General features: G+C 57.6%; 27 protein-coding genes and 1 riboswitch. Of the genes, 9 read left to right on the top strand and 18 right to left on the bottom strand.

Going from position 1 to position 23,037, the window contains the following annotated elements; all coding sequences use genetic code 11:
• From GFB49_RS20210 to GFB49_RS20200, 3 genes are all read left to right on the top strand, one after another.
• The coding region (locus GFB49_RS20210) for a TrbL/VirB6 family protein (RefSeq protein WP_153217989.1) at nt 1-852 on the top strand (852 nt) is incomplete at its 5' end.
• Nucleotides 853-980: 128 nt separating this feature from the next.
• Nucleotides 981-2,366: an IS1182 family transposase gene (locus GFB49_RS20205; protein ID WP_035253452.1), complete on the top strand. Its 1,386-nt coding sequence runs from the start codon at nt 981-983 to the stop codon at nt 2,364-2,366.
• 388 nt (nt 2,367-2,754) lie between these two features.
• The gene (locus tag GFB49_RS20200; RefSeq protein WP_046212120.1) at nt 2,755-3,417 is read left to right on the top strand and encodes a L,D-transpeptidase; all 663 of its coding nucleotides are present in this window, start codon (nt 2,755-2,757) and stop codon (nt 3,415-3,417) included.
• A 73-nt stretch (nt 3,418-3,490) separates the two neighbouring features.
• On the opposite strand, the gene GFB49_RS21330 is transcribed toward GFB49_RS20200, so the two are convergent.
• Nucleotides 3,491-3,763 (bottom strand): hypothetical protein, encoded by a 273-nt coding sequence (locus tag GFB49_RS21330; protein WP_081806555.1) that lies wholly within the window; start codon nt 3,761-3,763, stop codon nt 3,491-3,493.
• A gap of 184 nt (nt 3,764-3,947) precedes the next feature.
• On the opposite strand from GFB49_RS21330, the gene GFB49_RS20190 reads away from it, so the two are divergent.
• Together GFB49_RS20190 and GFB49_RS20185 are read left to right on the top strand one after the other, a co-directional pair.
• On the top strand, nt 3,948-6,296 hold the full coding sequence (locus GFB49_RS20190) for a heavy metal translocating P-type ATPase (RefSeq protein ID WP_081806556.1): 2,349 nt from the start codon (nt 3,948-3,950) through the stop codon (nt 6,294-6,296).
• A gap of 94 nt (nt 6,297-6,390) precedes the next feature.
• Nucleotides 6,391-6,867: a L,D-transpeptidase family protein gene (locus GFB49_RS20185; RefSeq protein ID WP_046212149.1), complete on the top strand. Its 477-nt coding sequence runs from the start codon at nt 6,391-6,393 to the stop codon at nt 6,865-6,867.
• Nucleotides 6,868-7,107: 240 nt separating this feature from the next.
• Here GFB49_RS20185 and phnE read toward each other — a convergent pair whose 3' ends face one another.
• The 4 genes from phnE to GFB49_RS20165 are packed head-to-tail and all read right to left on the bottom strand — an operon-like array spanning nt 7,108 to nt 11,331.
• A complete protein-coding gene (gene phnE, locus GFB49_RS20180; RefSeq protein ID WP_046212119.1) occupies nt 7,108-7,851 on the bottom strand; it encodes a phosphonate ABC transporter, permease protein PhnE in 744 nt (247 codons plus the stop codon).
• Entirely contained in the window at nt 7,851-8,621 is a 771-nt protein-coding gene (locus tag GFB49_RS20175; RefSeq protein ID WP_035253388.1) for a phosphonate ABC transporter ATP-binding protein, read from the bottom strand. The genes phnE and GFB49_RS20175 overlap by 1 nt, the downstream gene beginning before the upstream one ends.
• Nucleotides 8,618-9,478, bottom strand: a complete 861-nt coding sequence (locus tag GFB49_RS20170) for a phosphate/phosphite/phosphonate ABC transporter substrate-binding protein (RefSeq protein ID WP_035253390.1) — start codon at nt 9,476-9,478, stop codon at nt 8,618-8,620. The genes GFB49_RS20175 and GFB49_RS20170 overlap by 4 nt, the downstream gene beginning before the upstream one ends.
• Entirely contained in the window at nt 9,478-11,331 is a 1,854-nt protein-coding gene (locus GFB49_RS20165; RefSeq protein WP_035253393.1) for a cytochrome c peroxidase, read from the bottom strand. Before GFB49_RS20165 ends, GFB49_RS20170 begins: the two co-directional genes overlap by 1 nt.
• A gap of 137 nt (nt 11,332-11,468) precedes the next feature.
• On the opposite strand from GFB49_RS20165, the gene mntR reads away from it, so the two are divergent.
• Nucleotides 11,469-11,918 carry a manganese-binding transcriptional regulator MntR gene (gene mntR, locus GFB49_RS20160; protein ID WP_035253395.1) on the top strand — a complete coding sequence of 150 codons (450 nt, stop codon included), beginning with the start codon at nt 11,469-11,471 and terminating at the stop codon, nt 11,916-11,918.
• 138 nt (nt 11,919-12,056) lie between these two features.
• Here the strand turns inward: mntR and GFB49_RS20155 are convergent, their stop codons facing one another.
• From GFB49_RS20155 to GFB49_RS20100, 12 genes are all read right to left on the bottom strand, one after another.
• The gene (locus tag GFB49_RS20155; RefSeq protein WP_035253397.1) at nt 12,057-12,560 is read right to left on the bottom strand and encodes a hypothetical protein; all 504 of its coding nucleotides are present in this window, start codon (nt 12,558-12,560) and stop codon (nt 12,057-12,059) included.
• A gap of 68 nt (nt 12,561-12,628) precedes the next feature.
• Nucleotides 12,629-13,327 (bottom strand): CbtA family protein, encoded by a 699-nt coding sequence (locus tag GFB49_RS20150; RefSeq protein ID WP_035253423.1) that lies wholly within the window; start codon nt 13,325-13,327, stop codon nt 12,629-12,631.
• Between the two features lie 4 nt (nt 13,328-13,331).
• Nucleotides 13,332-13,502, bottom strand: coding sequence for a CbtB domain-containing protein (locus GFB49_RS20145; RefSeq protein WP_074964317.1), 171 nt, complete (start codon nt 13,500-13,502; stop codon nt 13,332-13,334).
• A gap of 34 nt (nt 13,503-13,536) precedes the next feature.
• Nucleotides 13,537-13,750: riboswitch (cobalamin riboswitch) on the bottom strand.
• 144 nt (nt 13,751-13,894) lie between these two features.
• A complete protein-coding gene (locus GFB49_RS20140; protein ID WP_035253399.1) occupies nt 13,895-14,230 on the bottom strand; it encodes a DUF1636 family protein in 336 nt (111 codons plus the stop codon).
• Between the two features lie 265 nt (nt 14,231-14,495).
• Entirely contained in the window at nt 14,496-14,978 is a 483-nt protein-coding gene (gene lspA, locus GFB49_RS20135; RefSeq protein WP_035253400.1) for a signal peptidase II, read from the bottom strand.
• Between the two features lie 99 nt (nt 14,979-15,077).
• Nucleotides 15,078-15,533, bottom strand: coding sequence for a DUF411 domain-containing protein (locus tag GFB49_RS20130; protein ID WP_035253402.1), 456 nt, complete (start codon nt 15,531-15,533; stop codon nt 15,078-15,080).
• A gap of 3 nt (nt 15,534-15,536) precedes the next feature.
• Nucleotides 15,537-16,691 carry a M23 family metallopeptidase gene (locus GFB49_RS20125; protein ID WP_370001670.1) on the bottom strand — a complete coding sequence of 385 codons (1,155 nt, stop codon included), beginning with the start codon at nt 16,689-16,691 and terminating at the stop codon, nt 15,537-15,539.
• Between the two features lie 208 nt (nt 16,692-16,899).
• Nucleotides 16,900-17,532 carry an SCO family protein gene (locus GFB49_RS20120; RefSeq protein ID WP_035253406.1) on the bottom strand — a complete coding sequence of 211 codons (633 nt, stop codon included), beginning with the start codon at nt 17,530-17,532 and terminating at the stop codon, nt 16,900-16,902.
• Nucleotides 17,532-17,972, bottom strand: a complete 441-nt coding sequence (locus tag GFB49_RS20115) for a copper chaperone PCu(A)C (RefSeq protein ID WP_035253414.1) — start codon at nt 17,970-17,972, stop codon at nt 17,532-17,534. Before GFB49_RS20115 ends, GFB49_RS20120 begins: the two co-directional genes overlap by 1 nt.
• Before the next feature lie 46 nt (nt 17,973-18,018).
• Nucleotides 18,019-18,678 carry a DsbA family protein gene (locus tag GFB49_RS20110; RefSeq protein WP_035253415.1) on the bottom strand — a complete coding sequence of 220 codons (660 nt, stop codon included), beginning with the start codon at nt 18,676-18,678 and terminating at the stop codon, nt 18,019-18,021.
• Nucleotides 18,675-19,097 (bottom strand): disulfide bond formation protein B, encoded by a 423-nt coding sequence (locus GFB49_RS20105; RefSeq protein WP_035253416.1) that lies wholly within the window; start codon nt 19,095-19,097, stop codon nt 18,675-18,677. Before GFB49_RS20105 ends, GFB49_RS20110 begins: the two co-directional genes overlap by 4 nt.
• 5 nt (nt 19,098-19,102) lie before the next feature.
• Nucleotides 19,103-19,666, bottom strand: a complete 564-nt coding sequence (locus GFB49_RS20100) for an SCO family protein (protein WP_046212147.1) — start codon at nt 19,664-19,666, stop codon at nt 19,103-19,105.
• A gap of 206 nt (nt 19,667-19,872) precedes the next feature.
• On the opposite strand from GFB49_RS20100, the gene GFB49_RS20095 reads away from it, so the two are divergent.
• From GFB49_RS20095 to GFB49_RS20085, 3 genes are all read left to right on the top strand, one after another.
• The gene (locus tag GFB49_RS20095; RefSeq protein WP_035253418.1) at nt 19,873-20,301 is read left to right on the top strand and encodes a MerR family transcriptional regulator; all 429 of its coding nucleotides are present in this window, start codon (nt 19,873-19,875) and stop codon (nt 20,299-20,301) included.
• A gap of 91 nt (nt 20,302-20,392) precedes the next feature.
• Nucleotides 20,393-21,154, top strand: a complete 762-nt coding sequence (locus tag GFB49_RS20090; protein ID WP_035253419.1) for a transglutaminase-like domain-containing protein — start codon at nt 20,393-20,395, stop codon at nt 21,152-21,154.
• A complete protein-coding gene (locus GFB49_RS20085) occupies nt 21,144-22,082 on the top strand; it encodes a cation diffusion facilitator family transporter (protein WP_343032653.1) in 939 nt (312 codons plus the stop codon). The genes GFB49_RS20090 and GFB49_RS20085 overlap by 11 nt, the downstream gene beginning before the upstream one ends.
• Nucleotides 22,083-22,254: 172 nt before the next feature.
• Here GFB49_RS20085 and GFB49_RS20080 read toward each other — a convergent pair.
• Nucleotides 22,255-23,037 (bottom strand): type IV secretory system conjugative DNA transfer family protein (locus tag GFB49_RS20080; protein ID WP_153217983.1); only part of this gene is annotated, 783 nt, incomplete at its 5' end.

Here is a 23,037-nt window from a genome sequence, read left to right as displayed (position 1 = left end):
ACCAATTGGGTGCAGTTCAACGCGCTTTCCGCCGCTATCCTTGCAGGGATCGACAGCATTGCGGGGGCGCTCGTGGCTTCGGTCGGTGGTGGAACTCCCGGTCCTTCTGGAACTTTCGCCGAAGAATTCGACCGGTTGATCGCCGAGTTGGGGGACTATCTGAACGCTGCCGGGTCCGAGCTGAACTGGATGGCCGGCGCCATGCTCGACATCGTCGGTGTCCTGCTGCTTTCCATCCTCGGCGGGCTCGCCGCCTTCATCCTCGTGGCCTCCCGACTGATGATCGCGCTTCTGATCGGGATCGCGCCGGTCATGATATTCCTGACACTCTTCGAGGTGACCAAAGACTACTTCGCGCGCTGGCTGTCGGCGCTGGTTTCCTTTGCGCTCTACCCCATCGTCGTCGCCGGCGTGTTCGCGACGATCACAGGCGTCTCCTCCGCACTCATCGGCGAGCTTGGCGACCCGGAGGGAGCCTCAAACATCGGCGCGCTCATTCCCTTCTTCATGATGGTGCTCATGGCCAAGGGCTTCATCATCGCAACGCCCTTCATCGTTCGCGCGATCTCCGGCAACATCATGATGCCCGCCCTCTCCGGTGGTCTCGGCGGCGGCTACAGCTTTGCCCGCGCCGCAATGGGCAGCAAGCAGGCCTACAATCGCTACCTGATCGGTGGGGCAAGTGGCGCAGAATACGCAGCCCTCAGGGCGCGGCAGTTCTTCGGCGTGCAGCAGATGCCCGTGAGGCAAGGCATGGGGCAGACGGGTTCCGCAGGAGGCACAGGATCCGCAGACTCGGGGTCAAAAATGCTGGCGCAGCTGGCGAGACTGGGTCGACTTGGCCGACGGTGACGGCCCTTAGCCGACCTTCAGGCATCCCGTAGCGAACGTCGGGTGGGAGCCTATTCTGTTGAAAAACTCACCCTTGATCGAGGCCGAAGTCACTGATTCAATTTCCATATTGAACGGGGGATTGAGTGATGATGGGACCGAGACAAGAAGCGCAGGCGGCTTTGTTTTACGAGTTTTCGCTGGAAGATCATGTGCCTCAAGCCCACCTGTTGCGCTCGATTGATCGGTTTGTCGATCTGAGTGGCATTCGCACCCATCTTGCGGAGTTCTACAGCCACACGGGCCGCCCTTCTGTCGACCCTGAACTCCTGATCCGCATGCTTCTGGTGGGGTATTGCTTTGGCATCCGCTCCGAACGCCGCCTGTGCGAGGAAGTGCATCTGAACCTGGCCTATCGATGGTTCTGTCGGCTCGACCTCAATGACCGCGTGCCCGACCATTCGACCTTCTCGAAAAACCGACATGGGCGGTTTCGGGAGAGCGAACTGCTGCGCCATTTGTTTGAGACGACTGTTACCCGTTGCATCGCAGAGGGTCTCGTGAGCGGCCAACGTATGGCCATCGACGCCAGTCTGATCGAGGCTGACGCCAACAAGCAGAACTCGACACCGAAGGAAGAATGGGACGCGACAACCATTGATCCCATGGATGCACCACGCGCCGTTCGAGAGTATCTCGACACATTGGATGAGGCGGCCTTTGGCGCTGCCAGCAATGTGCAGCCGAAGTTCACATCACATTCCGACCCCGCCAGTCAATGGACGGCAGCCCGCAAAGGTCCTGCATTCTTCAGCTATTCCGACAATTATCTGATCGATACGGATTATGGGGTCATCGTCGACGTCGAGGCCACACGATCCATTCGGCAGGCCGAGGTTGGGTCCACCAAAACAATGCTCAGGCGCGTGAAAGACAGGTTTGATCTGCACCCGGAGCGCCTGATCGCAGATACCGCCTATGGCACCGGGCCGATGTTGGGCTGGCTTGTCGAACGCAAGATCGCCCCACACATTCCTGTCTTTGACAAGTCCAGCCGCAGCGATGGCACATGGACGCGTGCTGACTTCGAATGGGATGCAGAGAACGATCAATACATCTGTCCGGAGGGGCACGCGCTGAAGCAGTTCCGTCGCAACTATTCCGACCCGAACCGAGGACCCACCGGCAAAGGCACAGCCCGCTATCGCGCATTGAAACTGACCTGCCAGGCCTGCCCATCAAAGGCCAAATGCTGCCCGAATGCCGACGCTCGCAAGATCACACGTGAAGAACACGAAGACGCACGTCAAGTCGCTCGCGACATCGCCAAGACCCGCCAATACGAGATCTCAATGAAGCTCCGAAAGAAGGTCGAGATGCTCTTCGCTCACCTCAAACGCATTCTCGGCCTCGGGCGGCTCCGATTACGCGGACCATGCGGTGCAAATGACGAATTCCTCCTCGCCGCAACCGCCCAAAACCTCCGCAAACTGGCAAAGATCTTTCCCGCACCGCAGCAAACGCGCAAAGCCTGATAGAAAAGGCGCTCGCGCTATGTTCAGCACCGCGCTTTCTGCGTCAGCAACACGTTGTTTTTCCACAGAATCAGCCCAAAGTGAACAATGCTGCATCGCGTTCCAATGTAGGCTCTCATAGCCGAGGATGAAAAAGTGACAAAATCAAACCGAGTTTCGCCAAGGGTTTGTGGCAGAGTATCGACACCGGTAAGATCCAAAATGCTTGTAAAATTGGCCTGTGATCTGTCAGATGCCAGCGGCAGAAGGAGAGCCATCCCTTCACGAGGACTTGATCATCGCTCATAAATGAGGCCTTGAACCTATAGTGGCTTGAGGTTCTACAAGGCACTCGAGGCATCCAAGCCGCGGCTGGAGGTGCACAAACAATTTCTTTGGAGTAGGACCTATGCTGACCCGGCGCCATTTCATTTCCACGTCCACTGCGATGTTTTCGTTACCGATCGCGGGACCGGCTTTGGCCAGTAGCTGGCCAACGACCGGCCAAAAAGCGTCGTGGGATTCTCAGGTAACGCCCAGCAACTATGACCCGGCGACATCCAATCCGTGGGGGCTGCATCCCCGTTTCTTGCCGCAACGTGTTGCTGCGAAAGATGGCCTTGTGCCAGGTGACATCCATGTCGATGCAGTCGCCCGCTATCTCTATCACATTGAAGAAGGTGGTACAGCGATGCGGTATGGAGTGGCGATCGCGCGTGGAAATCTCTACGAACCAGGAACCTACACCATTCGGCGAAAGGTCGAATGGCCACACTGGACCCCAACAGCGTCAATGATCGAACGAAATCCGGAAAACGCAGAATTTGCGGATGGGATGGAGCCGGGGCCGAAGAATGCACTCGGGTCACGTGCTCTTTATCTCTACGTTGGCAACCGAGACACTTACCTTCGCATCCACGGGACACCTAAACCTTGGTCGATTGGCGGTCGAGCGAGTTCTGGCTGCGTCCGGATGGTCATGGCACATATCAATGATCTCTATTCAAACGTCGCCATAGGGTCGACCGTATACCTGTATTCTGCCGAACAGAGTGTTGTTTCGGACAGCTAGTGCAGGATTGTGACGCGTTGATCTTCGCTCCGGCCCTCAACGTGGGCCGGAGATGTCAGGAAGATCGTTACGTTTACCGAGCAACACAAATCGGGTTGCCACCAGCGGTTCTGAGGGGAAGCAAGGTCTTTTCTACGGGTCCGTTGTGTTCATACCAGTAGCATCCGTCTTCTTCGCGGAGCCGGGCTGTTGCAAGGTTTTGACTTGGATCAGCCAGTTCCACGATAGCCTCTGGCACGTTTCCGATTTTTTGGGATCCGTTCTGATCTGTCGTCGCGCATGCGCCAAGCAGCAGTACCCCAAGTAGCGGTAGTCCGATCGGTCCGGCAAATTGCTGAGTCTTCATAAATTCCTTGTCGCCTTTCTTCGTTGATTGCGTGTCCGCCGATTGGTTTTATACTCGCGCGCCCCTTGGCAGCCGAAAACTATATACGAAACAAAATACCTCTTGAACCTCTAGCGACTGTAGGAGTTATGGTCCAGCCAAGCAATGATTCTGGAGATGCCGAATGGCCGCCAAAACTGAAACTGTGGTATCTGAAGTACACCCAACTGATAGAGCCAAGTCAGAAACATGTGCAAGTGAACATGCCTGCTGTGGAGGAAGCCATTCACACGAAGAGTTTGGTCCCGTGCCACAAGATGGAGCGGGCCGGAGTTTTCAGGTCAGCGGTCTTGATTGCGCAGAAGAAGTGGCGATCCTCAACAAGGTCGTTGGACCGAAAGTCGGCGGGGCGGAGCACCTGGCATTCGATGTCATCAACGGACGCATGATCATACTCCACAGCGCTGCCGCAGTGTCGGATGGAGAGATCACTCAACTGGTTGCGACCACGGGTATGAGCGCAAAACCCTGGGATGCCGAGAACGCTTCGGAGGATCAAGCTGCGCATCTTGCCCGTCAGCGCCTGTTCACAATGCTGAGCGGAGGCTTTTGGGCGGCAGGATTTCTGTATCACATCGCAGAAACCGGGATGGGCGGTGCGATCGGTCTCTTTTCCGGCCATGGAGAAGCAGTGATGCCTTTGGTCGAAGCGGGGCTTTTTGCTATCGCGATCCTGGCTGGCGTTTGGCTTGTCGCCCCGAAGGCGTGGTCATCCGCGCGGCGCGTATCGCCCGACATGAACCTCTTGATGGTGGTCGCTGTGGCCGGGGCTATCGGCCTTGGCGAGTTTTTCGAGGCGGCAACGGTCGCGTTCTTCTTCTCTCTCTCGCTGTACCTTGAAAGCTGGAGTGTCGGGCGGGCGCGGAACGCTGTCTCGGCTTTGCTCGACCTAGCGCCACCTACTGCAAGGGTTGTCTACGAAGATGGTTCTGAAGCAGATGTTCCGGCGTCAGCCGTCGCCATCGATGCACATTTCGTGGTGCGTGGCGGGGACCGCATTCCATTGGACGGGCAAGTGATCGAAGGCGCCGGGGCCGTTGATCAAGCCCCGATCACTGGCGAAAGCGCATTGGTGCCGAAGGAGCCGGGTGACGAGGTCTATGCGGGCACGATCAATGGCGAGGGCACGCTGACGGTACGCGCGACCAGGGCGGCCTCCGACACGGTGCTCGCCAAGATCATCCGCATGGTAGGCGACGCCCACACCCGCCGCGCGCCCGTGGAGCAATGGGTGGCGAAATTTGCGCGCGTCTATACGCCCATCGTGATGGCGCTCGCCATTGCCGTCGCGATGCTGCCACCGCTCGTATTTGGTGGAGCCTGGGATGACTGGTTCTACAACGCCCTCGTCCTTCTGGTGATCGCCTGCCCTTGTGCGCTGGTCATTTCGACGCCCGTGTCCATCGTCGCCGCGCTCACAGCCTCGGCCCGCGCCGGGGTGCTGATCAAGGGCGGTGCTTATGTCGAAGCTCCGGGACGCACTTCAGCCTTGGCCATGGACAAGACCGGTACGATCACCATCGGCGAGCCTGAAGTTGCTGCAATGTATCCGCTAGGGAATGCGTCGACGCAGGATCTGATGGGCGTAGCGGCGGCGCTTGAAGCGCGATCCTCCCACCCGTTAGCGCGCGCTATCCTTGTACGTGCAGAAGTCGACGGCCTTGATGTATCCGCGGCGGACGATACGCGGACCGTACCGGGGCGTGGGCTTGAAGGCAGGGTACAGGATCGGGCGGTCTGGCTCGGCTCTGACCGGTTCGCCGAGGAAAAAGGGCTTGGAAGTGCCATTCCGACAGACCTTCGGCACCGTATCGAAGTTGCCGGTAGTACGTTGGTGGCTGTTGGTGATGCAAATGGGGTGATGGGTATTCTGGAACTGCGCGACCGCATCCGCCCCGACGCCAAGGGAATCGTGGCTCGTCTGCATGCGCAGGGCGTGAAAACCATCGTCATGCTGACGGGCGACAATGAACGCACCGCGCGCGCGGTCGCGACAGAGGTCGGCATCGACGAGGTGCGCGCGGAGCTTCTGCCCGAGGACAAGGTGACGGCCATCGAAGACCTGGTCGAAGCGCACGATATGGTGGCCATGATTGGCGATGGCGTAAACGATGCCCCCGCCATGGCGCGGGCCCACTATGCTATCGCCATGGGCGCGGTTGGTTCCGACGCGGCCATCGAGACGGCGGACATTGCCTTGATGACTGATGACATTGGCAGGGTGCCCTGGCTCATAGGCCATTCCCGCCGTGCGATGTCGATCATCCGTCAAAACATCGCAACCTCGCTGGCAACCAAGGCCGTTTTCGTGGTGGCGACAGCGTTTGGGATGGCATCGATGTGGGGGGCCATTGCCGCAGATGTTGGCGTGTCACTGCTGGTTGTCGCAAATGCGCTCAGGCTGTTAAACGGACACCACGCGGAGACTCCGCCCAAAGGCGGTGACCGCGTCGGCGACAGACTGGCCGAAGGTGCTTTGGCGCACGGCCATTGAACGGGCTGGCACAGCACGCTAGTGTCAAGTTTGAAAAACCTCATGAAAGAGGCATTGAGCAGTGAATTTTCGAGTTACACGTCGCACAATCCTCCTGGGAGCTCTGGCGACAATTCTTTCTGGATGTGCAAACAAATTCCGCACTTACAGGGGGCCGGAGGTGACCCGGGTGCGGGTCTACAAGGGGCAGCGCATGATTGTCCTTGATGGACCAGAGGGTGTTTTGCGCACTATCCCAATGGGCCTTGGCTTTGCGCCTGAGGGTCACAAGCAATTCGAAGGGGACGGGCGCACGCCAGAAGGATCATACGTGATTGACAGGCGAAATCCCGAAAGCCTGTTTCATCTTTCCATCGGGATCTCGTACCCGAACGAGGCGGATATCGCATACGCAAAGGCTCAGGGCCGTTCCCCTGGTGGAGATATTTTCATCCATGGGGGGCCGCGCCCTGGCATTGACCCGACAAACAAGCGCGACTGGACGGCCGGATGCATTGCCGTTTCGGATCGGGAGATAGAAGATATCTATGCAATGGTGAAGAACGGGACACCTATTGATATCTACTCATAACCGAATTTGTCTGGAAACGGTGGCGGCTGTGCTTCTCAAAAAAACTGTTGTCGGTGCGGCAGACTGACAGTTTCAAGGTAGACTGATCAAACCGAAGAACACAGGTAATGAGCAAGATAGGCGAACCCCAGTTCAGTGGGTCTGGCGAACGATGAATGGTAGGGAAAGCTCTTCGAATGGCACTACGAAACTGAAAACGCTGCGAAATCTGAATTTTCCGACCTTCCTTGATCAAAATCGTCACGAAAACCGCTTTTGTAAAACCGAATTTAGACCTTCGAACAGCAGCACAAGAGCGATGATGGCAAGCGTGACAGTTGCAGCTTTGTCGTATTGGAACGAACGCACGTAAGTCTGAACGTACAGACCGATGCCCCCGGCGCCAACGATACCTAAGATCAAGCTTTCGCGGAGGTTCAGTTCAAAGCGGAAGACAGTGTCGCGGAGCACAACTGGTGCCATCTGTGGCCAGATCGCCCACCGCAATAATTGCGCTCGGCTGGCACCTGCGCTTTCCAATGCAGCAAGTGGTGCGGCACCGACATTGTCGATTGCTTCAGCATAGAATTTGGCCAGCATGCCGGTGGCATGAAAAGTGATTGCAAGAATACCGGGCAGTGGGCCCAGCCCGACTGCCCCCACCATCAGCATCGCCACCAAGATCAGCGGAATCGACCGGATCACTGCCAGCAGCGCACGTACCGGGCGCCAGATGGCTGCGGGTACAAGGGTCTCAGACGCAAGTACAGCCAGCCCCGCCGACAGGACGACCGCAAACAGCGTCCCAAGAATGGCGATTCTCAGTGTCTCGGTTAGGCCTGTAAGGACTTCCGGCCAGACAGAAAGGTCCGGTGGTATCATCCGGCCTAGAAATTCTGCTAGCCTCGGACCCGCTCCGGGCAGTTTTTCCAAGCCGATGTCAGCGTTTCCTGCAGCCCACAGCACAGCAAGCCCGAGTACCATCCAAACCAAGATCCGGCTCATCAGCTCACCACCCGCAATCCGTCACCAGGTACTGTTCCATGGTACAAATCGCTGATGTCATCGTTGCCGACCATCGCGGAGGGCTTGTCAAACAGCACCGCGCCCGCGCGCAATCCAACGATACGGTCGGCAAAGCGCCGCGAAAGCTCTGGCTGATGCGAACTGAAGACTACAGCGATGCCGCGATTTCGCGCTGTGTTGGTGATCAGTTCCAGAATGCGTTCGGCGTGGGCTGGATCGAGGTTGCTGACCGGTTCATCCGCCAGTATCAACTCAGGCTCCTGCGCCAGGCAGCGGGCGATGGCCACTCGCTGGCGCTGACCACCTGAAAGCTGATCTGCACGGCGCTGTGCCAACTCCGTTAGGCCGGTGTCCTCCAGCGCGATGGTCGTCTTGAGGTGATCCTGCGCACCGTATCGCCCCCAAAGCGACGGCCAGAGGCGCATTCGCCCCAGCCGCCCGTTCATCGCATTCTGGTAAACGCTCTGCCGGTCAACCAGGGCGAACTCCTGAAAGATGAAGCCAGTCTCTAGCCGGGTTTTTCGTTCTGGTGCCCGATCATTTGGAAGCCGGTTGCCCAGTACCTCAGCCCGACCGCGCCATCCCCGGACCCGCCCATCCAGCAAGGCCAGCAGGGTCGACTTGCCGGCGCCCGAAGGCCCCAGCAAGGCCACACATTCCCCCGGTGCCACCTGCAGCGACACATCCTGCAGGGCCTCAGCGTCGTCAAAGCAATGCGACACAGCATGGAGGGCAAGCGCTTGGGTCATTTTAGATAGCCGTAACGGCGTGCCATCTGCCTGACCCCGTCATAGACCTTGGGATCTGCTGCCACATAGCCGTCTGGGCCGTAGAGATAGGCCAGCAAATACTGGTTCTCAGCCTGGTTCAGGCGCAGCATGGCATCCACGAAGCGGGCCTGCAAGGCCGCATCTAGACCAGGCCGGGCAATGATGGCATGGCTGGGGATCTGCGCGCTTTCGCCCAGCACCCTGACCTCGGCCTGCTGCTCAGGCGTCAGATAAAGATCGGCATACTGGCTGGCACCCGCAGCATCCACTAACCCGTTGGCCATAGCCTGCATTGCCTGCTGATAACCACCGGCAAAGAACTTCTGGCCAAAGAACCGGTCCGCATCGCCTGCATCCGCAACGAGTCCTTCGCGCACAAACAGGTCGAGCGGATAGAGATAGCCGGACTCCGACACCGGATCGGCAAAGGCAATGTCACGGCCCTGCAGGTCGGCCAGCGTCTCGATGCCGCTGTCCTTGCGCACAAACACCCGGCCCGAATAGCTCGGCTGGCCGCGGTAAACCTCGGACAGAAGTGGCACCGCCCCGATCTGGTCTTCTGCCAGCACAAAGGGCAAGGCACCCATGAAGGAGATATCGGCATCACCATTGCGCAATGCCTCAACTGCCGCAGCATGATCAAAGGTAACAAAGCCGGTGACTGGAACCTCCAACTGCTGGGACAGCCAGGCAGTGATCGCCTCGATATCCCCCAACAGCTTCTCTGGGTTTTCTTGCGGAATGAAGGCGAGTTTCAGTGCCTCTTCCGCAGAGGCAGTTGCTGGCACTGTTAGGGCGGCAGCGACAGTGGTCAAAAAGGTACGGCGCGACAGCATCAGAACATCCTCTCATCAATCTCGGCTTGCATGGTTTTGAAAGCGTCCCACTGGAGGCTCGCCTCAGCCCAGTCGCCAGCGGCGCTGGCATCGCCAACTGCCTGAAGAATTGCGGCAAATCGGTAGATTTCTGGCTTAGCGTTTTGATTGATCATAACGCTCGCATCTGCCGCCAGATCCGGTGCAACAGTATCAATCAATACGGCGATGTTCTCCGCATCCCGCATCGGGATCAGTGTGTCCAGCGTCGAAGCAAAAGTGGTAAGCTCTTCCCACGACAGGCGGAACACGCTGTCTCGGCCTTCAAAGCGCTGGTAGGGCTCCTCACCATCTCCTACCGCGCGCAGATAGGCAGTTAAATCGGCGCGCTGTTCCGCATCCAAGCCCAGATCCTTGGTATCGTTGAACCAGTCTACAACCCCCGCTAGGGTCGCCAGCGATCCGTCATGCATGTAGGGCGCGGTGAAGTTGACATTGCGCAATGTGGGCGTTTCGAATGGGGTTGCGGTGCCGCCCGGGAACGGCGGCTCGGCCGAGCCAATGTCATAGGTCTGCCCATCTCGGAAAAACCGGTCCGGGGTGTGGCAGGAGGCGCAGGACCTGTCGCCAAGCCCGGCAAATTCGGTATTGAACAGTACCTCACCGCGTTTCGCAGCCTCAGAGGCCTTGTCAGTCAGCCGCCCGGCCTCGTCTATCTGTGGGTTGGGCAGAAAGTCAAAGGCGCGCAAGTAGGCGACCATCGCATCGAGTTGGAACGGCGTTGGCTCCGCTCCGGCAAACTCGGTCACGATCACATTGCGTACAAAACTGCGCAGGCTCGGCTCGCGCCCATCACGCCCGTAAGGCGCTGTAAAGCGGATGCCTCGCATTGACGGCGTATCCAGGTGATCGTCTTCCCGGTCATTGAACATCGGATTGAAGAAGGAGCTGTCCACATCCATCCCGCCAGCATGGCTAGAGAGGCCGGGGATAAAGAAATCCCGGTTCACATCGGACCGGTTGTGGCAAGTTGAACAGGCAATGCCCAGGTCACGTGCTGGGGAACCAAAGATTTCAGGGCTGTCGAACAGCATGTCGCCATAGGCCACAAGCGGCAGGTTGGCCTCATCCTCGCCAGCCTCTTCAAACTGGAGCACCAGCCGGGGTAGCTCGCGCTGATCAGCAATATTGGAGCCCGGTGGGAGTGTGGCGGGCAACACTACCGGCGTACCGGAGCGCACTGCGCTCTCCGGTGCCGGGGTCAGCTTGCCACGTTCGACAAAAACGGAGGGCAGATAGTTTGTCTCAATGTACTCCACGATAACTTTTTGCGCCTCAGCAAATCGCGCCACATTCGGGTCTTGAGCGCCATTGTTCAAAATACCGGTGCTACCCAGAGAAGAATTCAGAACCAGCCAGGCGCGACCTAGGTCGTGTGCGGCCTGCTTGTCCGCCGCCAGGATGCCGTCCTCGAACGCGCGGTACAAGGCCGCAGACTGCGCAACCTCAAATGCGGCTTCAGGCTGGCCAAGTGTCGCCTCGGCTGCCTCTAGGTGCTGCAGAATACCTTTGGCCAATGCCGTTGTAATGGCAGCAAACAGGGCCTGTCGGTCTTCCGCAGCCAGCGCTGCACGAATGTTCTGGGCGTCGCTATCCGATACCCGTGACAGTGCCTCCACCGCAACTGCGCTGCCGGGTGCCGGAGCAGTCCAATTGTTTTCAATCTTCTCCCAGGGAACGGGTGTCAAGTTCGCCATGAATAGGCTCAGCCGGTAGGCTGCGGCCCGAGGTGCCCAAGGGGCTTCTTCAATGGCAGTGGCCCCCACACTAAGCGGAAGCAGGCCAATCAAGGCAGATGCAATCAGGTGTTTCATGGTTCAGTCTATAATTATTAGCCTTGGCTAAGTTTTGTAGAAAAGTCTATGTCATTGTCAAGGCCCGCGTCGCTGGTGCATACACAATAAGGCGCGGCAAGCAGGGTTCCGCACCAGCAATAGACACCGAGAGCAGAATGACCGATCAGAAACCACAACTATTCGGACGTAAACCTGACGACCAGGTGAGCGGTTTCGAGGCAGCCCGCGCCGCCCGACAAAGCGAAGTTGTGGAGGATTATGTCGAGCTGATCGCGGAGCTGATTCACCAGAACGGTTCAGCGAGGCCCGTGGAGATTGCCGAGCGGCTCGGCGTGACCCAGCCCACTGTGTCCAAGAACCTGACCCGGCTTAAACGCGAGGGCTTCATTGTGCAGGAACCTTACCGATCAATACGCCTAACGGATGCTGGGCGGCGATTGGCCGAGGCTTGTCGAAAGCGGCACCGAATTGTTGTGGAGTTCCTTATCGCCCTGGGTATTTCCAAAGACGTGGCCGAGCACGATGCTGAAGGTATCGAGCATCATGTAAGCGAAGAGACGCTTCGCGTATTCAAGGATTTTTCACAGAGTAAAATGAGCCGATAGCGAGTTGGTTCATGCTATTGCCATTTGCCATAATGATGCGCTCAGGGGAGGATTGCATTCGATCCTGACATGCAAACCATGGCAATGCAGGGGCGCAAGGCCCCTGCGACCGAAGTTCAGTCAAGATCTGAGTTTTGCTCAGGAGCCGTCATCGTCTGCTTGAACGATTAGTTTGGCCTCGACGGGCAAGCCCCCAACCATTAGCGGGCTGTGGCTGTTGCCATTGAGGGAAACTTTTATCTCAACGTCGCCATCCGGCAGTGATGGGAGGTGTATCCAGTTGGCATAAAGGCGCCCCAGCTTTTCGCCGTTGATATAGACATGCGCGTGACCTTCACCAAGTATTTCCTCAGTAGAGGCATTCTCAGGAGAAAATCGGAAGTTTTGCGGTGTCACGTGCAAGTTCCAACCTGCCATCGGATCTTTAATCATCTTGATCGCCACGCTGGGGGCATTGCTGTCGGCCGGTAAGTTAGTGACAGCAGAGTGGTCATGGGCTGCCATCTCCGCATTGCTACCATGTTGAGACGGGTCAGCATGGTCGTGGCTGTCAAAGGTGCTGCCGCTGCCGGCCGCGATCACAAAGCCGACGCCGCCGCCAAAAATCAGCCCGATGGCGAAGAGAGCGAGTGAACGGGACATTTTGTCCTCCTCAATAAATGAAAGCTCCCGCCGGCGGTGACCGGCGGGAAAGCAATAGAGGAAAGGAATCAGGCGGCGGCGTTCGCGCGTTTGCCTTCAGCCTGCCAGAAGTATCCGGCAAAGCTTCCCAGCAACACCCAAGCGGCCATGCCGATGCCAAAGGCTCGGGCGGCAAATAGCGCGCCGATCTCGGTCGGAACCGGGCCAGCGAAGGTGTCGGGTTCAGGCGCACCGACGACGTGAGGCGCTATCAGCAGTCCAGCGGCGATCAGATAGCTCACCAAGTTGCCTCCAAAGGCGATCAACCACATGGCGACGCCAGCTGTGGCAACAGTAGCAGTCCACCATACTTGGCGCACACCGACATCTGCTGCGGCTACGCCTGGCACTTCAGGCGCCAGCGACAAGCCAGGCGCAAAGTGGAAGGCAACAAAGCCAGCCAAGCCCCAAAGCAAACCGGTGCGACCGTTAATCTCACGACCCTGTTGTTCGGCAATCGACATAAGCGCCACAAGGGCCAATGCATAGCCAGTATACGTCAGCATCGTGAAGATGATGCTTAGGCCGTCGCGCACCGGCTCGGCGAACATGCCGGGCAACTCGGGATGCGCAGTCACAGGATCAGCGCCAAAATGCACCAAATCGCCACCCTCATAAAGTTCGGCGTGGAGAAGTACAGGCTGCACGAAATAAAGCTGCAGCAAGGCGGCAATCAGCCCCGCTGCAGCACCAGCGAACAACGCGCTGGTCAGAATACGACTGAACATGGTCTTAGTGGCAGGGAAAGCCAGTTGCGTGGCGCACATCGTGAGCAGCGTCATGCAGGCCAGAAGCTTGAGCATGGCCGGTCACAGTAACAACACCCAAACCCAGAATAAGGGCGAACACTGCGGGCAGAATGGTTGATCCTACAGCGGATGCTTTGATAGCGTTTGTCGTCATTTTAGTCCTCCTTGCCGTCACACCCGACGGCGCAAGTTACGTTCAATATACGGCCGGTCTCCTGACTCGCGGGTCGATGCCGTCTTCCCCCTTCCCAGCACTCTCGCACCAGTGGAAATGGAAGGTAGCTCGCCGCTCACAGTCGCGGGGGCGGTTGAGGTTTCGGTGCCGCGATTTGGTCCACCGTCCTCATTCCCGTTTCAGCTCTAATGCATTTGCACCTTTGAGCACCGTAATGACTGTTTCTGTCCGATTAGGCGGTAGCAGGTCAAGTACGAAACCGGCATGCCTAAGTTCCGCAGCGCCAAATTGATTTGAAATCTGCTGCTGTCAACACTGTACTGAATGCAATAATTCACCGCAGGAGCTACTAATATCGTGGTGCGGGTGGTTTACTGCACATCTGCGGGAATGCGAGCAATAGCCTTGAAACGCAGCTTTCCAAGTGGCCTTGCATCCGCGAAGTTACCGTCTGGGCTTTCCTGATACATCCGGATGAATGTCAGGATGTCCGGCAGGTCTTGAGCAGTTATCTCACCGAAAAGATAAGCAGTCTTGTCGTTCTGTCGGACTGCAAGCGTTTGTGGTCGCATGCAGCCGGACATGCAATCGACGTGCTGCAATTTTGCCTTCACATTCGCTGCCTTTAGCGTTGATACCACTTGATCATACAGGGTTGGATCCGCGTCACGGCAGGTTCGGCATAAAGTAAGCGTTGGTAGGTGCATGCGCCGAGCAAGTCCTTTTTTGAGCAACCTTCTTTATGATTCAATATCTGCGGGTGGTTACTGGTTCGATTTCGAAACTTGGTTTTGTCGCGGTGCCTTTAGAAAAGTCAATACTTGAGCGATCGGCAAGCTCGCCGGAGTAGGCACCTACAATGCCAACATAGATTATTCAGACTTGTGGCACGAGAAATTTTTCTTGTCCGGCAAATCGAGGAAACAGTTGCTCAGGCAAAAAATCCGCCGAATGAAACTTGGGGCAATGTCTTCAATGATCGCCCTCGAAGTGCCTCTGGATCACTGGTACCACCAGCAGTAATCCGGCACCTCCGACAATGAATACGTCTGCCATGTTGAAAGTCGGCCAGTGTGCAGATCCAATGAAAAAATCAAGGAAGTCTGTTACGGCTCCATAATGGATGCGATCAACGACATTGCCGAGCGCGCCACCTATGATCGCCCCATACGCAATCGCTTCTATACTGCTCTCTGTGCGAAGCATCATGATCAGGAGCCAGGCACAAATGATAAGCGCAAGAAGCAAGAGGCCCCACCAGGGGGCGCCACCCAAAAGCCCGAAGGTTACGCCATCATTGCGATGGAACGTGAGATTAAGCCCGGGAAAGACAGCGATCCCGTCTTTTAGGGTATCGGCGCTCGCGACAACCCAGGCTTTTGTTACCTGATCAGTGGCGACGGCGCCGACGACAGCTAGTATGCCGAGTACTTGTGTTTTGTTGACTGTCAACATGTTGCAACGTAACTACTTTGGATACCATTGGCCGGTCTGCGCTGAAGCGGCTGAATAGGTTAGCTAGATTGGGGAAAGGACTTCCATAATTCGGCTCGGTTACCCTGCTGGGTAGCTCGAAAATATTTCGGTCGAGCCGTCTTTCTGGATCAAGAAGACGTCGTAGGCATCGCGTTCGTCTTCCGGCCCCATCCCTGGCGAACCATAGGGCATTCCGGGGACTGCGAGACCGACCGCATCGGGGCGTTCGTTCAGAAGGCGGCGGATGTCGGCTGCAGGCACATGTCCCTCGATCACGTAACCGTCCACGAGCCCAGTGTGACAGGAGACCATGCGCTGCGGCACTCCGTTGTCGAGTTTGAAGCGCACGAGAAGGCCGCCGAACATGTCCTGGCCTATTGGTGCGAAGCCGTTCTCCTCAAGATGATTCATCCAGGACAGACAGCAACCGCATCCATTGGTCTTGCGGACGTCTATTGGGGTTGCCTCCGCGAGGGCCTGCGCCGCCGGTAACAGGGCGAGTGTGATGGCAAGAGCTTGGATCATGCGTCTCATGGGTCAGAGCCTTTCGGTTGTCGTTTCGGCAATGTCGCTGCCGAGGTTTTCATTCAGAAGCGCCCGCGCCTCGACCAGACGCAAAAGCGCGGCTGTATCATCCGCTTCGCTCTCAGCCGCTTCGGCAAGTCTGTCGTCAGAGAGGGGGTCAGTAGGGCGTCCATCCACGAGGACTTCGTAGTGCAGGTTCGGGCCCGTCGCCGTGCCAGTCGCGCCGACGCGACCGATCACATCTCCCGCCGCAACGCGTTGGCCTTGTGCCAGGCCCTCGGGCACAGCGCTGAGATGCGCATAGCGTGTCATTGTGTCTGAGCCGTGGGCGATTTCGACCACGCGACCATAGCCGCCCCGCCAGCCGATGAAGCTGATCCGTCCCGGTGCTGTCGCTTGAACCGGCGTTCCGCTTGCCGTCGCGAAATCGACACCTGTGTGCATCCGGACATTGCCGTAGACCGGGTGCGTACGGCGGCCAAATACCGAGCTTAATCGCGCCCCTTCGACAGGCTGTGCAAAAACGCGGAGAACCGTGCCATTGACGTAAATCGTTGCCCGATCGCTACCGCTTACCGGCCAGACAACTTCATAAAGTGCGCCGCCGATCTCCAGCGATGCAAAGGTAAGTTCCGGCTGACCAATTCTGTCTTCGCCAACACGGGCCTCGCGCCACAGTAGCCGAAGCGTTTCTCCGCCGGTCACCTCACGACGGAAGTCGACGATTCCACCCAGCATCTGTGCCAAATCGACAGCGAAGCGGGCAGGCATCTCGGCTTCTTCCAGCGCGGCAAAAAGCGAGCTGTCGATCACCGCTTCGCCCGCCGATGTTATGAAGTCGGGAGCCGGGGTCACGACCTGCGTGGCCAACTCTTCGCCAAAGATCGCCTCGATCCGCACACCGTCCTCGACGGAGAGCGCGACGCTGCGCGGGCTGCCGTCCATCGTCGAGACAACGGTGACCGAATGCCCAGGCCTAAGTCGCCTCAGATCATATTCCGCGCCGAGGGCCAGAGCGACCTCGGCACGGTCAGTCGCTGAGAGACCTGCTTCTTCAAGAACGGTGTCGAGCGTCTCGCCGGTTGCGATATCGCGTGACCAGTTGGAGAGCGGAGGTTCTATCGTCGGTAAGAGAGTATCGGCGCTCGCAACCTCCAGACGTGGCATGGACTGGAGTGGTATTGCGGGCTCCACACGTGTTTGTGCGACCTGCGGTGTTTCCGTTTCAATAGAAGTGGGAAGCGGGAGTTGAGGTGGCGACCAAGTGGTTGCAGCTGCCAGACCGGGAGGGATCGGATCCTTCGACCAGATGCCCGATATTGCCAACCCGCCCACCGACAGCACCGATACGAATGCGAAACCTGCCGCGATTGTTCTAATTCTCATGTTGCCCCCCAGTTTCTCTATTGAGCGCACGCCGGATTTTCGGCACTGCGAATTCCCTCGGCTCGTGATAGTCGATCATGGTGCTGAACCGGCCTTTCGCGTCGAAAAGGAAAACGCTGGCAGTGTGGTTCATGGTGTAGTCGCCACCTTCGGTCGGCACCCGCCCATAGCGTGCGCGGAAGCCCTGTGCTGCGCGCGCAATTTCCTCTTCCGGGCCAGTCCACCCGCGGATCGACGGATGGAAATAGCCGACATACTCGGCCATTGCCTCGACAGTATCCCGCTCTGGATCGACGGTGATGAACACCACGTTCATTCCCTCCGCCTCTTCGCCCAGGTCATCAAGCCAGCCGGAAATATCCGACAGAGTCGTCGGACAAACGTCCGGGCAATAGGTGAAGCCGAAGAAGACCATTGACGGGCTGCCGATAAGGTTTTCGGGTCCAACCTCGTTACCTTCGTGATCTGTCAGGCGGAATTCCATTTCAGATAGGGCAACCGGGCGCAACCCCGCTTGTTCGGGCGCGCCGGGGCCATCGACCTGCCACCACCCAACAACAAGTGTCAGGATGATCGCCGCGATGCCAGCGAAGGCATACTTGAGGATCGACCGTCGGGTCATTAGCTCTCGGGACCGCGCGCTGCAATACCTAGAATTGGAACCTCGACCACGATCTCACCACCGTCCGAGAAGTCGAGCGTCAAGGAAAAGCTTTCGCCCTTGGCCATCGGTCGCTGCAAGCGCATCAGCATGGCGTGAAGGCCACCCGGTTCCAGAGACACAGATTCACCCGGCGCAATCTCGATCTCGCCTGCAGGTGCCATTGAGCTAACACCATCGGCATTTGTGGATGTCTGGTGAATATCAGGCATCATCGCCAAATCCGTGCGGAGGCCAGTAAGTATCACAGCCTCGTCGCCTGTATTGCGGATTGTCATATACGCGACACCCGGACGGTTTACGCCGATTGACGCGCGCGCCCAGGCATCTTCGACGACAACGTCTTCCGAACCAGCTTCTACCGGGGTCGCTGTGCTTGATGCGAACATGCTTGCGGCCATCAGGCCATAGAGTACTGTCTTCACTTTGCGGTTCCCTTTTTGACCACTAGCTGCCAACTGCAGCTACTTCGGCGTCAACCTGTTGTCTCAATTCGTCCATTCCAAACGGATCTAGCGGCTTGCCATTGATGTAGAACGTTGGGGTCTGGCGAACGCCCATTGTTTCTACGTCCGCTTTGTCCTGATTGACGATTGCCACGATATCGGGTGATTTCATCTGCTCTATCGCAAGTTCGAGATCGAGCCCGGCTCCGGCCGCGATCTTTCCCAGCTTTTGTTGATCAAACGCCCCATGCGCCGCCCACGCGTCTTGATAAGCCATTAGAGCATTTAGCACCTGTTCGAACTTGCCCTGCATCCGGGCCGCTTCTAGCAACTTGACGGCTATATCCGAAATCGGTCCGTGAAACGGGGTGTATCGTATGACAACACGCACGGCTTCGGGATTTTTGTCCAAAATATCTTTTACGACGGGGTGAAATGCGCGACAGGCCTCGCAGGCTGGATCGAGGAACTCAACGATGGTCACGGGGGCTTCAGCGGGCCCCAAAACAGGCGAATATGGTCGCATCAAAGCGTCCGCCAACTCTGGCGCGACAACCGCACGTTCAGATGACGGTTTTGGTTGGTTTACATACCACGCGGCCCCACCAAAACCGGCAGCACCCATTGCGAGAACGGAAATAATCAACCCGCGTCGGTTCATGATTTTTTCTCCTTGAGAGATAGGACTGAAAGCGCACCAATAAGCGCAAATGTAACAACGGCCATCAGCGGAATGGGGATGCCTAACACCAACTGGTTGTCGTCAGTGCAAGAGGGCCCCGTCGCAGTACAAGGTTGGACGCGTTCAGGTATGATCCCGACATATAACCCCATATGCCAAGCAGCCACTGCTGCGCCACCAAGTGCGAGTACGACACCGTACCGACCAACACGCGGATCTTGCCACCATAGTCCCAGCCCAAGAATTATCGCCAGTGGAAACATGAAGGCGCGCTGGAACCAGCAAAGAACACAAGGTGTCTGCCCCAGCACTTCGCCAATGAACAGAACAGCAAGCGAGGCGATGAGGGCGATCACCCAAGCCAGCCCGAGGGCAGTTTCTCCGTATAATCGGTTCATTTGGGTCAGAGCCTCTCTCTTAGATCGGTAAGTATCTCTTCGGCAGAGGTGCCATAAGCCCAAGAGTCGGTGAAGCGCGCCTTTGGATCGAAGAGGAATAGATGCGATGTGTGGCCCATTGTGTAGCCATTTGGTGCTGAGGCCTCCTCGATCCGCTCATAGAAGATCGGAAAGGTCTCGGACGTCTCAGCAATCTGCTCCGGCGTGCCGGTCAGCCCAATGATGCCTGCATTGAACAAGGGCACATACTCGGCCAGCGCAGCGGGTGTGTCGCGTTCAGGATCAATCGAGATGAAGATAGGCTGTATTTTCTCTGCATCTGTTCCTAGGTCTTCCATGACGGCGGCAACTTCGGCGAGCGTCGTTGGGCATACATCTGGGCAGTTGGCAAAGCCAAAAAAGACAAGCATCCACCGCCCGGCAAAGTACTCATCCGTCTGCACCAATCCACGATGATCGGTCAGTTCGAAATCGGCGTAAAACGCAGGGTTAGAGGCATTAGCGTCGGTATCGGTCGAAGGTTCGAAATACTGGAATGCCGCAAAGGCAAGAAGCGCTGTGCCTGCCAGACCCCACAATAGTCTCTGAATAACTGAAAGACGCACGTTATTTCGCCCGTTTGATTCTCGGTTTTGAGCCGGTTTACATCCTCTAGCTACTGTAGGTTCAAGTGGTTTTCTAAAGAGCGCGCCAGAGATCGCCAAAACGTGATTTCCGCGGTTGCGCCATGAGTGAGATAAATCTACATTCACTAGAGGATTAACGGGGTTTCGACATGCTCACAATTGGGACTCTTGCGAAGAGGACCGGCACCAAGGTTCAGACGATCCGCTACTATGAGCAGATTGGATTGATGCCGGAACCTGGTCGGACTGAAGGCGGGCAACGTCGCTATGGTGACGCTGAACTTGATCGCCTCGCATTCATCCGGCACAGCAGACAGTTGGGATTTCCGCTCGACGCGATCCGGGAGTTGCTTGATTTGTCCGACGCGCCGGACCGGCCCTGTCACGAAGCCGATGAGATCGCACGCCGACAATTGAAGCTCGTTGAGCAGAGAATGGAGCGCTTGAAAGCGTTGCGCGCGGAATTGAAACGCATGGTCAAGGAATGTAGTGGCGGCAACGCATCGCAATGCCGCGTCCTTGAAGTGCTAAGAGACCATTCGGAGTGTCTGACCGAGCACGATCAAATTGGGGTGTGAGTGAGCACAGAAAACTATTCGAAGTTTTTGCTTGAACCTACAGCGACTGTAGCAATTATCTCTGTACTCGAAAGATTCGAGGAGCCCCATCGTGGCACATAATGACCCTTTATTGACCGCAACCCCGATCCTGGATTTTGGGGCGGCGCCCATAGCGGAGCTCATCGCTGCAAGGGGTTGGCGTGATCTGTCCGACACCGACAAGATTGGCGCGATCTATGACTATATCCGCAACGAGATCGCCTTCGGCTACAACCGCGCCGACGACATTCCAGCGTCCGAGGTGCTGTCTGATGGCTATGGTCAGTGCAATACGAAGGGCACGCTCCTTATGGCGCTCCTTCGGGGTGTGGGCATAAAGTGCAGAATCCACGGGTTCACGATCCACAAGGGCCTTCAGCGCGGTGTTGTGCCGGAGCTGGTCTACCCGATTGCGCCGGAAGAGATCCTGCATTCGTGGATCGAGGTCGCACTGGACGGCAAGTGGATCAATCTCGAAGGCTTCATTCTCGACAGCGCGTTCCTGAAGGTTCTGCAATCGTCGTTTACCGACCGCGAGAGTCTGTGCGGTTACGGTGCTGGGACGGATTGCCTCAACGCGCCGCCTGTCGAGTGGACAGGGCAGGACACATATATCCAGGATACCGGGATCGTGCAGGATTTCGGAACGTTCGACACGCCCGACGCTTTCTATGCAGAGCATGAGCAGAAATTCGGGCGTTTGCGCGGATGGCTCTATCGGAACATCATCCGGCACTGGATGAATGCGCGTGTGCGGGCCTTCCGCGCAGGCCGTCTGAAACCCGACGCCTCAATTGCGCACCAGCATGAGGGAGAGACCCGTGCCGCATGATCACCATGGTCACAGCCATGCCCATCTGGACCCGTCCAGCGGGGATCGCCGGGTAGCAATTGCGATTTGGGCGAACGGTCTTCTGACGGTTGCGCAGATCGTCGGCGGCATCTTCGCAGGGTCTCTCGCCCTGATCGCGGATGCGCTGCATAACTTCTCGGACATGGCCGCGCTTGTCATTGCCTTTGCGGCCCGCAAGATCGCGCGGCGGCCCGCTGATGAGCGAATGACCTTCGGCTATGGCCGGATCGAGACCGTGGCGGCCTTGATCAACTACACGACGCTGATCGTGATCGGGCTCTATCTGATCTATGAAGGCGGCATGCGCCTTATCGAGCCGCCTGAGGTGAAAGGGTGGACAGTCGTCATCATCGCGGGACTGGCACTGGTGGTTGATGCCCTGACGGCGGGGTTGACCTATTCCATGCAGAAGGGCAGCCAGAACATCCGCGCCTTGTTCCTCCACAACCTCTCCGACGCTTTGGCTTCAGTCGCTGTGATTGTCGGTGGCACGCTGATCATCCTCTATGACATGCGTTGGGTTGATCCTGCGATCACGATTGGTATCGCGCTCTATATTCTGTACCTGGCCTTCGCTGAGATTGGTGACCCGATCCGGACGCTGATGCTTGGCAGCCCGCCGGACATTGATGGAGGTGACGTGGTGGCCGTTTTGCGCCAAACAGAGGGCGTTAGCGACGTCCACCATGTGCACTTGTGGCAGATGGAAGAGAATGCTCCAGCGCTCGATGCGCATGTCGTCGTCGAAGATGTTGCATGGGGCCAGTTGGAGCAGATCAAGGCAGAGCTAAAGACGCAAATTGGCGCTGAGTTTGGGATTGATCATTCCACGCTGGAATTTGAGCGTAATGAAGCTTGTGACGTCGAGGCGCCGCTGTTTGGACATGACAAGCACCAGATCGAATAGCTTAGGTGATATGCATGATTGATATCTTTGGGGCGGCACCTAGGACGACGTGGAAGCAGACCTTGTTGCTGCTGCAGCGAAAGGGCACTTTGTCCGCGTAGCAGACCTTGGCGCCAAGTGCAGTGAATGACCGCTTCCCGCCCTCTATGACCGTCAGACCATGCCCACCGCCCTACCGGTGAATTGGCTTTTTGCCACCCTCCTCCTGCAGCATCGCTTCCATATCGTCCAAGCCATCAACGGCAGAGCGCATCTGCGCGTCATCATCCACCCCCACTGTCTCGGCATCCGCGACCAGGCCCTCAAAATCCATCTCCATCTGTCGCTGTTCCTCGGCGATCACAGCTTGAACGACAGGCGCGGTCTTCTTTGGAGCGACATCAGTTTTCCCTGACGGTTTGCCATCAGCAGCCTGGCGTACACCCTCCGCGTCGGCCCCGGGTCCGCTTGACCCGTTCGGTGGCGGTGTCATCGGCATGGCGCGCATACTCGGCGGCAGATTGCCCTGCGGCCCCCCTCCCCCAGGCTGCGGAAACGGCAACTCGCCCGTCTGAGCCGCGTGGATCGCCTTGAACAGCCGATCATCAAAATACTGGATCCGTTTTGCGCGGACCGGCATTTGCGCATCGATCACCATGACGATCTCGTCGAGCGGCAGGCGGCGCGCCTCATCTTCGGGGAGCAGCGAGCTTTCTTCCGTTCGGGTCGACTGGCTGCGGCCCTCGAAGGGGTTCTTGCCGATAGACTGCGAGCGGGTGACCACGGTTTTCGTGGTCTTGCCGACAGCCTTGCTCAGCTCCTCGACGGTTTTTTCGTCGGAGGGCGTCAAGTAGAGCTTTACACCAGCGTTGCCTTGCAGGGCACGGCGGGTGTTCTCACCATAGATTTCATCGAGGGCAGGGATGGTTTGGGTGACCACAGCGAGGTGGCCGCGATAGGTCCGCAGGGTCTCGAT

Source organism: Tritonibacter litoralis, assembly GCF_009496005.1.
GTDB lineage: Bacteria > Pseudomonadota > Alphaproteobacteria > Rhodobacterales > Rhodobacteraceae > Epibacterium > Epibacterium litoralis.
Note: the sequence above shows the minus strand (reverse complement) of the source record. Positions and strands in the feature narration are given on the sequence as shown.